This is a genomic window from Paenibacillus alginolyticus DSM 5050 = NBRC 15375 (assembly GCF_000422905.1).
Classification (GTDB): domain Bacteria; phylum Bacillota; class Bacilli; order Paenibacillales; family NBRC-103111; genus Paenibacillus_E; species Paenibacillus_E alginolyticus.
In genome coordinates this window covers 1-12,581 of the sequence record NZ_AUGY01000081.1, presented here as the reverse complement: position 1 = coordinate 12,581, position 12,581 = coordinate 1, and the positions used below count along the sequence as shown (strand labels likewise).

The window sequence follows — 12,581 nt, the reverse complement described above, 5'->3', positions numbered from 1 at the left end:
AAACGTGGCGATCGTACAGTTTTAAATTCCAAATTAAGGATAACCACGCATGCTGATTAGCCTAATCTGTCTTAATGTGAGTATAAATGACGCCAATTTATAATTTTTATTTTTTATTTAAAATTGTCAGGAATTATGTTATTTAACATAAACAAAAGTTTTCTAGGGTCCGCGACAGATCTGTCGAAGCCGTCTGCTGTAGTCTGCCGCTTCATGGTGACGACCCCCGCGTTATTCACAAGCACATCCAGCACATTGTGCTTGGCGTGGAACTCCGCGGCGAAAGAACGGATGCTCGCAAGGGAGCCGAGGTCGCAAAGCATAAGCTCGATGCGCTCCGAGCCGCTTTGCTTCCGCGCCTCGATCAGTGCCTGCTCGCCTCTTTGGCGGCTGCGGCACAGCATGATGACGTTGGCGCCTTGGCTGGCTAGCGCCACGGTGGTGGCCAGGCCCATTCCTGAGTTAGCGCCCGTTACGATGGCCGTTTGATTTTGCATAGGTTCGTCTCCTTTTTTGGCATAGCTCATTGCGTCAGGCCTAGTATTGTTTGGTGGGCTATCATCAAATCCCATACAAATACAGTGATGTCCGAGAGTAAGGAAGCTGTAGGAGTTTCTGTTTCTGTTGTAAATTATACAATGGAATTTACGATTTATTGAGTAAAATTGGTGTTTCAGGAAATTTCATTGTATAGAATGCAATGGAATCGACTCTCATGCCTCGAAAAGCGCAATTCTGTTGGATTTGATCCAATGGAATTGGCAAGCAGGCTGTCAAAGCCCTACTTCCATTGGATTTGATCCAATGGAAGTGTATTCAGGCTTTGAATTCACAAAGTGGGAGCTGAATATACCAAATAGGACGTTTGGGAAAGCCCTATCGAACGACGTTCGAGATGCTTTTGATCTATACGATCCCTAAAAAGCCAAAAGGGGCAGTCCCATAAGTCGTTCATTTTTAGGCTGCCTCCTGTTTTCATTGTTGCACTACATGGAAAACCTACCGTTAATTCGGGTATTTTTTCATAAATATCTAGTTTACATGGAAAATCTCCCGTTATTTCTGATGTTTTCTCGCTGAATAGTGATTCGCCCCCTAAATTAGAGGGAGGTTTGCACCTAGAAGTTGCACAGTTAAATGACCGTTTCGAGCAATTAACGCCAAATGAACAGGAGGAATTCCTGTTAAATTTAGCTCCGTATCGAAACAAAATAGAGGCCGCTCGCTAGGTTTTTAACCTTTTGAGTCAGCCTCTTCATCTCTTCAAGCCCTACCTGCTCCTTCAATACGACTTCATGCTACATTCATCTACCCTGAACTTATACCAACGGCTGCATGCCGCGCTCCAACCAATCCTCGCGAGTCGGACCGTAAACGTCCGGAACTCGCAGTCCGGCTTGACGCATCAAGACGATCATTTCACCACGGTGGTGAATTTCATGCGAAATGAGGATGCGCAGTGTTAAGCCATTGAGCCACTGCTCACCATACATGTCAGTGCTCTCAGCAAGCTTAGCATCTGTCCACTGGGCCTGGATAGCTTCGGCTAGCCCGGCTGAGGATGAGCGGTAAGTGTCAGCAATGGTTTTGGCGGATGCAGGAGCGAGTTCTTCGCCCTCGGGCGCGTCGAATTTGAGACCTGTACGTGAGGACATTTCGTGAATTGTTGTGGCGATATGCCAACCTATTTGACCTAGTGTGCGGAGTTCAGGCCCAATTTGCTGTTTAAGTGAAGCATCTGTCAAAGTGTCCAGTACGCGCTGGGTAGCTTTTGTTTCATTATTCCATTCATTTACAAAATCTTCGATTGTTCTGAACATGGGTGAGCCTCCTCAGAGTTTTTCGCCAGAAAAACTGGCAACGTAAGCATTAGCTTAGTTTTTCGCCAGAAAAACTGACGTCGTAAGCATTCTTTTACTGGTTGTGCCTACTTCATACCCTCATTATAAATAAAGAACACTGACAACGTCCTGTCAGTGTTCTTTTGCGTAGAGTTGAACAATTTTTTCAGCTTTATCTTTGATGATGGCTGCAATATGCGCCGGCTCGAGAATACGCAGGTTAGGACCATAGCTAAGTAGCATGCCGTGAAGCCACGATTCATCCGGTTGAGTGGAGGTAATCATCAAAGTGCCGTCAGCTTGAACGGTAATTTGCTCAGGACGGAAATAATCCTCTACTTGAGCGCGAACATTCGGCTGTGCATGCAGCACGAGCTTGATGAGCGAGGAGGGGTCTCTTTTGCCCCAACTATAATCTAGCTGTTCTAAGTTTCCTTCTTTGCGTTCAAAGGTTCTCTGAAGCACTTCAATATCTTTCATTCGAGATAATCGGAAGATGCGAACATCTTGACGCAGCAGGCAGTAGGCATACAAATACCAGCCAAACCCTTTGACCACAATGCCCATAGGTTCTACTGTTCGCACAGACTCCTCACTTTGGGAAGTAATATAATGGAACGAAATCAGCTTAGATTCCTTAATTGAAGTACGCAGGGTGTTCATTTTCTCCTTGTCCTGATCGTTGCCACGCCAAGGATTCATATCTATAATAAGTTGATTGTTTAGATTAGCGACGGTATTCTGTTCCGATTTTGCCACGAGAGCTCCGACTTTATCAAGAAGGTTGCTGATCTCTTGGTCGCCGACGGTATAGCGGATTCCTTTGAGGCCGACAATAATAGATTGCAGCTCATCAAGGGACAGAAATTGGCGATCCAGCCGATATTGGTCCATAATCTCATAGCCACCGCTCATCCCAGCATAGGAAACGACAGGTACGCCAGCTTGATTAATTGCCTCAACGTCGCGATAAACGGTACGCAGCGACACCTCAAAACGCTCCGAAAGTTCTTTAGCGCTAATTCTTCTTCGGTTCAAAAGCAGCATAGTTATGGCAAGCAGTCGATCAATTTTCAAGAATAGCACCTCATCGATTCATGTGTGTAGTTAACTTTAACATTCGATTCCAGAGAAGGAATTCCTTTTTGACGCAAAGAAACCGACCAGCCAAAGCCGATAGGCAAACTATAAAAGTAATTAAACATTCCGCATACCCAATGGAAAATTTTGAAATAATAAGCCGAATTCAAATCTATGATTAGGAGTCGGATTACATGTTTAGTAAATATGTTAAAATCGCCTTACAAACAGTCGTAATTAGCTTACTATTGAGCAGCTCATCCTTATGGAGAGGGGGACTCGTGTCCGCTGAAGAGCTGCCGCCGCCACAAACCGCGCAGCAAAGCGAGCTTATACAAACGCGTGAGATTGATGTCACTGGTGATGGCAAACCAGATACGGTATCCCTAGTAGGGATGAAGTCGGATACTAGCAGTCCGTACTATGATAAGCTTTTCATTACCGTCATAGGACAGGCACAGACTCATGTTGTCATCCCTCTTGAGGGTGGATATAATCCGCAGATGGATTTCTGTGACTTTATTCAGGATAAACTGCCTCAAATCTATGTTTCCGCCGAAACAGGTGGCAGTGGGGGGCTGTCCAACTACTATATTTACTCACTGAAAAATAATGTTCCGACTGCAATCCCACTGCCTAGTCCCCTTCATGTAAAGGCGACCTTCAAGAAAAATTATGTGGTAAAGATGAAGCTTGAGGAGACTGGGAAGTCTTTCAAAATTGATATTAAGGACCGCAAGGACGATTACGAGAAATTCGGTGTGTACAAAAATGGCGTGGTAGTGAAGCCTATTATTGTGGATGTTCATGCTTTTGGCGCCCTGAAGCCGATGGATGTAGATCGAGATGGGTACTGTGAGTTGAAGGGTGCTCAACGAATCACGGGTATTGCGAATGCAGATACACTTGGATACGTCATCTCTGTTTGGAAATGGCAAAAAGGAAAGTGGATGTTAAAAGACTCCTCGATTATCAAAACACTGCCAGGCAAGTTGCGTCAAGGATAAACGACTCCGTCGTCCCACTGGGACGAGCGCGTTTGTCAAGGTAGATGCGAAGCAAGAGTATAAAACTTATACTTTAAAAAAGACCGCCATCTCACGGAGTGCAATGGTTCCATGATGTGGCGGTCTTTCTATGACTTCCTGCTATTAAGCCCAGTTGCCTTTGCGGAACAAAGCTTCACGGCTTCCATCTGCCAGTATGCCATCGATCTCCATGTCAGCCGCGCCGATCATGAAATCAACGTGGATTAGGCTTTTATTGTAGCCATTCTGAGTTAGCTCCTCGGGGCTCATCGTCGTTCCGCCTTCAATCGTGAACGGATATGAATTACCGAGCGCTACGTGACAAGAAGCATTTTCGTCGAATAAGGTGTTGTAATAAATGAGCCCTGACTGTGAAATGGGGGAATCGTGAGGCACAAGTGCCACTTCACCCAAGTAACGAGCGCCCTCATCCATGTCCAACATCTTATTCAACACTTCTTGACCCACCTCAGCAGTCGCTTCAACAACTCGTCCATTTTCGAATTTCAGGCTGAAGCCATCGATTAGGGAACCTTGGTAACTCAGCGGCAACGTGCTGCGAACGATTCCGTTCGTGCCATTTCGCGCAGGCATCGTAAAGACTTCTTCCGTTGGGATGTTCGGCACGAAGAAAATGCCTCGCTCCGACTCGCTCCCTGCGGCAACCCATTGATGCTTAGGGGCTAACTCTATGTATAAATCTGTACCAGGTGCTTTGAAATGAAGCTGCTTGTACTTTTTGTTGTTCAGCAGGTTCTGTTTTTCGGTCAGTGTCTCGATATGCTGTTTCCATGCGGCAACCGGATCTTCTTTATCCACGCGAGTAAGCTTGAAAATCTGCTCCCACAGCTTCTTGATGCGCTCCGCTTCGCTCAAATCCGGGAATACCTTAGCCGACCATTCCGCTGTCGGGAAGGAGACCATCAGCCAGTTCACCTGGTTGCTGCGCAAATATTTCAAGAACCCTTCACGCGCAGTTGCCGTAGTTTTGCTAGCGATTGCGATCCGCTCTGGGTCTACATCTTTGAGCAAATCGGAGTTAGGCGCGTAGATTTGGAGGAAGGCTGCACCTTCCTTCGCCATCTCTTCCAGGCCGCTTGCCCGCCACATAGGGTACTCGCGCAGCGTGGATTCCGGGGCGTGCTTGATGCGCAACGCCTTCACTTCATCGTCGTCCCAGTCGATGACGACATCTTTGGCGCCAGCGTCGTAAGCCTTTTTCGTTAGCTTGCGCACGAAGTCTGCGCAGGTGACCGGAGTCATGATGACGACGGTTTGGTCTTTTTGTACGTTTAATCCTACACGAATCGCAAGCTCTGCATATTTATCTAAATAATGTTCGAATGTCTCCATGTCGCTGGCTCCTTTATATTTTAGTAAGATTTAGTGTATGATAGAAAATAAAACTTTAACCCGTGGGAGAAAGGCTGGGCGAATATGGAAACGAAGAGTACAACAGTAAGCACTCCATCCAATTTCATTAAGAACATTGTAAACGAAGATCTGAAATCAGGCAAAGTCAGTCAGGTAATCACCCGATTTCCCCCGGAGCCGAACGGTTACCTTCATATAGGACATGCGAAGTCGATCTGTCTTAATTTTGAGCTTGCGGATGAATTCAAAGGGTTAACGAACCTTCGCTTCGATGATACGAATCCGGTTAAGGAAGATACGGAATATGTGGAATCCATTAAAGCCGATGTGGCATGGCTCGGTTTTCAATGGGATGGCTTGTTCTTTGCTTCGAATTATTTCGAGGAAATGTACAACCGCGCATTGGTGTTGATACGCAAAGGTTTGGCGTATGTGGATAACCAAACAGCGGATGAAATCCGCGAAACCCGCGGGACGCTTACACAGCCGGGCACGAACAGTCCTTACCGCGAACGCAGTGTAGAAGAGAATCTCGATTTGTTTGAGCGTATGCGTGCCGGTGAATTCAAAGATGGAGAGCGTGTTCTTCGTGCTAAGATCGATATGTCTTCGCCGAACATCAACCTTCGCGATCCAATCATCTACCGTGTCGTGCATGCCCATCACCATAATACGGGAGATGCTTGGTGCATCTACCCGATGTACGCTTTCGCGCATCCTTTGGAAGATGCCATTGAAGGTGTAACGCATTCCATCTGTACGCTCGAGTTCGAAGATCAACGCCCGTTCTATGATTGGGTTGTTCGCGAGTGTGAAATGCCGAATGTGCCTAGACAATATGAATTTGCACGCCTCAACCTGACGAATACGGTGATGAGTAAAAGAAAGCTGAAACAGCTTGTCGACGAGAAAGCCGTTGACGGCTGGGACGATCCGCGGATGCCCACCATCTCCGGTCTGCGCCGCAGGGGCTTTACGGCTGAAGCGATCCGCAATTTCTCTCGCGAAATCGGCGTAGCTCGCAGCTACAGCGTGGTCGATTCGAAGATGCTGGATCATTTTATCCGCGAGGACTTGAAGTTGAAGGCTCTGCGTACGATGGGCGTTCTGAATCCGCTCAAAGTCGTAATTACGAACTACCCTGAGGATCAAGTCGAAATGCTGGATATGGAGAACAACGCAGAGAATCCGGAAATGGGCACTCGCCAAATTCCGTTCTCCCGCGAGATCTACATCGAGCAAGACGATTTCATGGAAAATCCGCCGAACAAATATTTCCGCTTATTTCCCGGCAACGAAGTGCGGTTGAAAAACGCCTACTTCATCAAGTGCAATGATTTCATCAAAGATGAGAACGGCAAAGTGGTTGAACTTCACTGCACCTATGACGTGGAAACGAAAAGCGGCAGCGGCTTTACCGGCCGTAAAGTCAAAGGAACGATCCACTGGGTAGATGCGAAGAGTGCTATACCTGCGGAGTTCCGCCTGTATGAGCCGTTGATTCTCGATAACGAAGAAAACGAGGATGCTTCGTTCTTGGAGAACTTGAATCCGAACTCGCTGCAAATTATCCAAGGTTTCGTGGAAGATAATATGAAGCAAGCGCAGCCGCATGATAAGTTCCAATTTTTCCGCCACGGCTATTTCAACGTAGATCCGAAACATACAACAAGCGACCGACTGGTGTTTAACCTGATTGTCTCGCTGAAAAGCTCATTTGAAGTGTAAGATTGGACTCGAATGAGTCCATATAAAGATTGACAGGAAATCCTAGTGAAAGCTAGGATTTTTTGTTGTGTAGGAACCTCTGGTATAATGAGAGCGATAGGGTCTCTTTGAATATCCATACTTTTTTATAGATAAGGATCAATAAAATGAAAGTTAAAAAAATGGATCCCCGCGTCGTGCGTACGCATCAACTTCTCAGAAGAGCGTTGATTGAATTAATGGAAGAACGGGATTTTGAACAAATTACCGTGCAGGATATTTCAGAACGCGCAACGGTCAAGCGAGCGACGTTCTATTTGCATTTTGATGATAAGCAGGCTTTCGTCCAGCAGTATATGAATGAGATTTTGGAAGATCTTAGAGAGCATTTACTTGTCTCCGAAGGTAGTGATCCAGAAGAATTCGATATGCTGAGTGGTAAGGCGCATCCTAGCTTTGTTCGATTGTTTCATCAAATTGCCGAAAATTTCAACCTCTACTATGCACTATTGGTGAGAAATCGAGTGCCGTATTTCGCTTCCGCGTTACTGGAGGTCATTCATGAGTTCATCTCCAAAGGCGTGGATTTCACAGAACCGGATGACCGCAATTTAACAGCTACAAGGGAAATCGTCGTCAAATACGTTGAGTCCGCTTTTCTTGAGGTCATTATTTGGTGGGTTGCGAACAATATGCCCTATTCGGAAGAAGAGATTGCTGCACATCTGATGAACCTTTCGATTCGAGGCCCTTACAAGCACATTCCCGAAAGAAAAAGCCGAATATGAACCGAAATCAAAAAACCGCTTCATTTATGACATTCATAAATGGAGCGGTTTCTTTGGTGAAGAGCTCATCAAGTAATTACAAAGCAGTCCAACCGCCATCGATAACAAGCTCCGAGCCAGTCATAAAGCGAGATTCATCGGAAGCGAGGAATAGAACGCCGTACGCCACATCTTCAGGTTTACCGAAGTAAGGGAGCTGCGTGAACGTTTTGTAGTAAGGCATAGCATCCTTCATGGACGGCTCCGTCATTGGTGTTACGATAATGCCCGGGTGAACAGAGTTGACGCGAATGTTCTGTTTCGCGTATTCAACCGCGGCGGATTTCGATAAGGCGCGCAGGGCACCTTTCGCTGCTGTATAGGGGCTTGACCCTGCCATACCTACGATACCGCCGATGGAGGAAATGTTGATGACAGAACCTGCGCCGGCTTTTTGCATTTCGGGGAAAACATATTTCATCCCCAGCACACAACCCGACAAATTGATGTCCATCACGCGATTCCACTCACTCATCTCGATATTCGCGATCGTTTTCGTCGATGAAATACCCGCGTTGTTTACAAGAATGTCCACTTTGCCGAACCGGTTGACCGTTTCTTGCACGATCTGCTTCCACTCTTCTTCCGAAGCGACATTATGTTTGAAACCGATGGCTTCGCCACCGCTTTCGTTGATTTCACGAATGACTTCCTGCAGTTCGTCGTCCTTAATGTCTGTTCCAATCACTTTAGCGCCTTCTTGGGCAAAAAGCTTCGCTTCCGCAGCCCCCATGCCTAATGCAGCTCCTGTAATAATAGCTACTTTTCCACTTAAACGTCCCATCTTATATCAGACCTTTCTTGAATAAAATTAGAATGATAAGCCGCTGCGTACCCACATGCAGTTAAGTCGAGTACGTATTTGTATTATACAACATAAGCATCTAATATGTGAAGTTTTATACAACATGTAAAATAAGTTAAACGAATGGACATGGTGGAGCTTTTTTTTCAGTTCTTTGGAGAAAATATATTTTGTTCACAAATATCCAGTAATATGAATGATATATTCCTATTTTTTAAGGAGAGTGCCGCGTGACAACCGTTTTGGTGGTAGATGATGATATTAATATTTGCCGAATTACGAAGTTGTATTTGGAAAAAAACGGCTATAGGGTGGTAACCGCAAATGACGGTGAGCAGGCGCTAACCCGTTTCGATGAGCTGCAGCCAGACTTCATTGTACTCGATATTATGATGCCCAAACGCGATGGCTGGGAGGTCTGCCAGAAAATTCGTGCGAAGAGTGATGTGCCGATCCTCATGCTGACGGCAAGAGGTCACGTGGATGAGCGAATTGAAGGTTTACAGATGGGTGCCGATGATTATCTGGTGAAGCCCTTTGATCCGAATGAACTGGTTGCTCGTGTGACCACGATTCTCCGCAGGACGCTGCTCCGCACAGAAGCTGCTGCGCCTGCTCATCTATATGAAGTTGGCAGCTTGAGAGTGGATAGCTTGTCTCATGATGTGACTGTAGAAGGGCAGTTTGTTGCTTTACCCAAGAAGGAGTATGAGCTGCTGCTGTTTTTCGTGCGAAACCCGAATCAAGTATTTACCCGTGAGGACCTGATCGCCAAGATATGGGGCTGGGATTTCGAGGGTGAAGACCGAGTCGTGGATTTATATATTAAACGTTTGAGACAAAAGCTTTCTGCTTTGACGGAGAGGAAAGAGGACTGGAGCATCCGTACCGTATGGGGCGTCGGGTATAAGTTTGAGGGGCCCGGAGCATGCTAAACTCTTTTTACCGCAAGCTATTATTTATTTATATTTCGATTACGGTTGTGTCCATTCTTGCCATTTCAGGAACCATTGGATATACGATGAAACAGAAGACTTATGAACGCAGCGAGAAGCTCCTGCTCGAGAAGGTGGAACAGGTTGACGAACTGGCGAAAGGTTTGTTCGATAACACGACCCAACTGAAGGATTTCCGTAAGCAGATTAGCGCCATTGAGAAAACGTCGAACGTCCACGTTGCCGTTATCAAGCATCCAAGAGCAAATCTGGATAAGATTCAGTCGGTGGGCGAGACTCCAGCACGTAAGGAATGGGTGGATAAAGTGCTGTCGGGTAATCAAGTAACGGTGCGAAGCAATTTTGCTCAAAATAGTACGGTGAATATGCTCATTGTCGGGCGGCCAGTGATGCAGGAGAATCGCGTTATTGGCGGGATTTTCTTATATACGCCAATTATTAATATTCAAGATACGATCAATGGCATCAATCGAGCGATATTCGTATCTGCCTTAACGGTTGCGTTACTTGCAATTGCTGTTCTGTACTTCGTTTCAAGACATTTCATGAAGCCGATTCAGCTCATGAGTAAAACCGCAGAGGCTTTGGCCATGGGAGATTTCAGCGGAAGGGTACCCGTTAGAGGCAAGGACGAAATCGCTTCACTGTCAGGATCTCTGAATCGCATGGCCGGTAAATTGCAGAAGGTAGAAGAGGGACGCAAGCGATTCCTATCCGAAATTTCCCATGAGCTGCGGACGCCGTTGACGACCATTCGAGCTTCCCTGCAAGGGATAACGGATGGCGTTGTTGAGCCTGAGGATGCGAAGGAATTCATCCAAGTTTCTCTTCAGGAGACCCTTCGACTGAGCCATTTGGTTGATGATTTGATGGAGCTGTCGTCTTTTGAGGAGAAGCAGGTCAAATTAAACCTCCAGGATGTCGATGTACCTGACTTAATAGGGCTGGTGGTTACCCAACTCAAGATGAAAGCCAAAGCAAAGCAGATCGAGCTGAGCTCGGAGGCAGAGGGGCCGTACTTGGTTTATGCGGATGCTGACCGGTTGAGACAGGTATTTATCAATTTGCTGGACAATGCCATCAACCATATTCCTGAGGGGTCATCGGCGGGTATTCGAGTAAAAGTAGTTAAAAATGAGCGCTGGATCGAAGTGTGGGATAACGGCCTGGGTATCGCACCAGAGAAACTGCCGCATCTATTCGATCGTTTCTATAAAACGGATGAAAGCCGCTATCGTTCCGGTGCTGGCCTCGGTTTGCCCATCAGTAAACACATCGTAGAAGCTCATGGCGGTACCATTCGAGTGGAATCTCAACTTCAAATGGGTACGGTATTTAAAATATTTTTGCAGTCGCCAATGCTTCGCAGCATGACAAACTTATGACATAACTCTTCGGTAAGATAGGGTTCGTAAGGTAAACATAACCATAAACGAATCGAGGAGCGATACTTATGTTGAAAAAATTAACAGGCCTTGCGTTGGTGGGTGCGATTGTATTGTCTGTTCCGATGGCTGCTTTTGCTGAGGACACACAGGGGACTGCTACTGCAGTGCCAACAAGCAAGTCCACTAAACCAGTCAAACAACTGCTTCTGGATAAAGCGCAAATTTTTGGCATATCGACAGAAGGTAAAACGAGTGAGCAGATCAAAGCGGAGCTTAAAGCTTTAAGTGCGGCCAAACATACAGAACAATTGAACAAAGCGGCAGCGAAGCTGGGGATTAGCACAGACGGCAAAACAGCGGAGCAATTGAAAGCTGATATTGAAGCGGCTGTTCAAGTGAAGCTGAAAGAGAAGGCAACCAAGCTAGGTATTAGTGCAGATGGGAAAACGAATAAAGAGCTAAGAGCAGCGCTCAAAGCGGCAGCTTTAACGAAACTGCAGGAACAAGCGGCGAAGCTCGGTGTTACCACCGATGGAAAAACAAGTAAAGAGATTAGAACAGAGCTGCAAGCGGCCGCTTTAGCGAAACTGCAGGAACAAGCAACAAAAGCAGGTATTGCAACAGAAGGCAAGACAGCCAAAGAACTACACGCTGCTTTAAAGGCGAGTAAAGAAGGCAAAAGGGCTGAAGCCGTGAATAAAAAAGCCGCTAAATTAGGTATCTCCACGGAAGGTAAGACCACCGAGCAGGTATTTGCTGAAATAGAAAGTGTTATGAAGGCGAAATGGGCGAAGCAGGCCCAGAAGTAGGTTTGAGATAGTAACAAACCTCGAGGGCGGCCTCGGGGTTTGTTTTTTGAGCTCCTGGATATATGAATTCACACTCGGTGAGTGATTTTGTTTTCAGTGTGTCGGTCTTTTTTGCGTTAAATGGGCTAAAGTTGTACAACGTACAACAATTTCGGGGATTTCTTTTCACCAAGCAAGTAGTTGTTGTATTTTGTGCAACAATTTAGCTTGATTTCATCAAATAGAGCTGCTTTTGGGAGAAAATGTTGTATTCTCTACAACAATCGCCGGGATAATGCGGAATAGTCAGCCGATTGTTGTACAAAATACAACAATCCTCCTTGATCAAGCATTTGGCCGAGGATAAATCCAACTTAGGCATTAACCTGGGGAAACTGAAAGGCAACAACTCCTCATAAAAACAGAAAAACCCGAGGGTGGTAATATCCCCTTTAAGTAGACACTCAAAAAAAACCTTATGGTACCATAAGGAAATGAGTACAACTTGGAGGGGATATTTCTATGGCTAAAAAAGGACAAACATTTAATCAGTATACGGAGGAATTTAAGTTAGCTGCCGTTCAGGAATACATGAAGGGATCATCCAGCTATAGAAGGGTAGCTGAAAAGTTAGACATTAGAAACTGTACTCAATTGAAGGTATGGGTGAAGAAATGGCTTAACGGAGAGGCCTTTAAGGTACGATCAGAGAAGACAACTACACCTCTTACAGGACGTCCTCGCACGATTTTCAATACGGTAGAAGAAGAACGGGATTACCTGAAAG

The 12,581-nt window shown here is 46.0% G+C and carries 12 protein-coding genes; 7 read left to right on the top strand and 5 right to left on the bottom strand.

The features are described from left to right. Positions 1 to 113: 113 nt before the first annotated feature. From G519_RS45065 to G519_RS0128855, 3 genes are all read right to left on the bottom strand, one after another. The gene (locus tag G519_RS45065) at positions 114 to 497 is read right to left on the bottom strand and encodes an SDR family NAD(P)-dependent oxidoreductase (RefSeq protein ID WP_051253784.1); all 384 of its coding nucleotides are present in this window, start codon (positions 495 to 497) and stop codon (positions 114 to 116) included. Positions 498 to 1,319: 822 nt separating this feature from the next. After that, positions 1,320 to 1,820 carry a DinB family protein gene (locus G519_RS0128860; protein WP_029197637.1) on the bottom strand — a complete coding sequence of 167 codons (501 nt, stop codon included), beginning with the start codon at positions 1,818 to 1,820 and terminating at the stop codon, positions 1,320 to 1,322. Positions 1,821 to 1,973: 153 nt separating this feature from the next. Beyond that, positions 1,974 to 2,918 (bottom strand): helix-turn-helix transcriptional regulator, encoded by a 945-nt coding sequence (locus tag G519_RS0128855; protein WP_029197636.1) that lies wholly within the window; start codon positions 2,916 to 2,918, stop codon positions 1,974 to 1,976. 197 nt (positions 2,919 to 3,115) lie between these two features. On the opposite strand from G519_RS0128855, the gene G519_RS0128850 reads away from it, so the two are divergent. Continuing rightward, positions 3,116 to 3,928: a hypothetical protein gene (locus tag G519_RS0128850; protein ID WP_051253783.1), complete on the top strand. Its 813-nt coding sequence runs from the start codon at positions 3,116 to 3,118 to the stop codon at positions 3,926 to 3,928. 144 nt (positions 3,929 to 4,072) lie between these two features. Here G519_RS0128850 and G519_RS0128845 read toward each other — a convergent pair whose 3' ends face one another. Beyond that, positions 4,073 to 5,302, bottom strand: a complete 1,230-nt coding sequence (locus G519_RS0128845; protein WP_029197634.1) for an aminopeptidase — start codon at positions 5,300 to 5,302, stop codon at positions 4,073 to 4,075. 84 nt (positions 5,303 to 5,386) lie between these two features. On the opposite strand from G519_RS0128845, the gene G519_RS0128840 reads away from it, so the two are divergent. After that, positions 5,387 to 7,051 (top strand): glutamine--tRNA ligase/YqeY domain fusion protein, encoded by a 1,665-nt coding sequence (locus G519_RS0128840; RefSeq protein ID WP_029197633.1) that lies wholly within the window; start codon positions 5,387 to 5,389, stop codon positions 7,049 to 7,051. A gap of 146 nt (positions 7,052 to 7,197) precedes the next feature. Continuing rightward, on the top strand, positions 7,198 to 7,818 hold the full coding sequence (locus G519_RS0128835; protein ID WP_029197632.1) for a TetR/AcrR family transcriptional regulator: 621 nt from the start codon (positions 7,198 to 7,200) through the stop codon (positions 7,816 to 7,818). Positions 7,819 to 7,894: 76 nt separating this feature from the next. Here G519_RS0128835 and G519_RS0128830 read toward each other — a convergent pair whose 3' ends face one another. Beyond that, a complete protein-coding gene (locus G519_RS0128830; RefSeq protein WP_029197631.1) occupies positions 7,895 to 8,641 on the bottom strand; it encodes an SDR family NAD(P)-dependent oxidoreductase in 747 nt (248 codons plus the stop codon). A 251-nt stretch (positions 8,642 to 8,892) separates the two neighbouring features. Here G519_RS0128830 and G519_RS0128825 point away from each other — a divergent pair, with 251 nt between their 5' ends. From G519_RS0128825 to G519_RS0128810, 4 genes are all read left to right on the top strand, one after another. Then, a complete protein-coding gene (locus G519_RS0128825) occupies positions 8,893 to 9,597 on the top strand; it encodes a response regulator transcription factor (RefSeq protein ID WP_029197630.1) in 705 nt (234 codons plus the stop codon). Next, complete coding sequence (locus tag G519_RS0128820) at positions 9,591 to 11,003, top strand: sensor histidine kinase (protein WP_029197629.1); 1,413 nt, start codon at positions 9,591 to 9,593, stop codon at positions 11,001 to 11,003. Before G519_RS0128825 ends, G519_RS0128820 begins: the two co-directional genes overlap by 7 nt. Before the next feature lie 68 nt (positions 11,004 to 11,071). After that, positions 11,072 to 11,815, top strand: a complete 744-nt coding sequence (locus tag G519_RS0128815; protein WP_029197628.1) for a hypothetical protein — start codon at positions 11,072 to 11,074, stop codon at positions 11,813 to 11,815. A 501-nt stretch (positions 11,816 to 12,316) separates the two neighbouring features. Continuing rightward, the coding region (locus G519_RS0128810) for a transposase (protein WP_029197627.1) at positions 12,317 to 12,581 on the top strand (265 nt) is incomplete at its 3' end.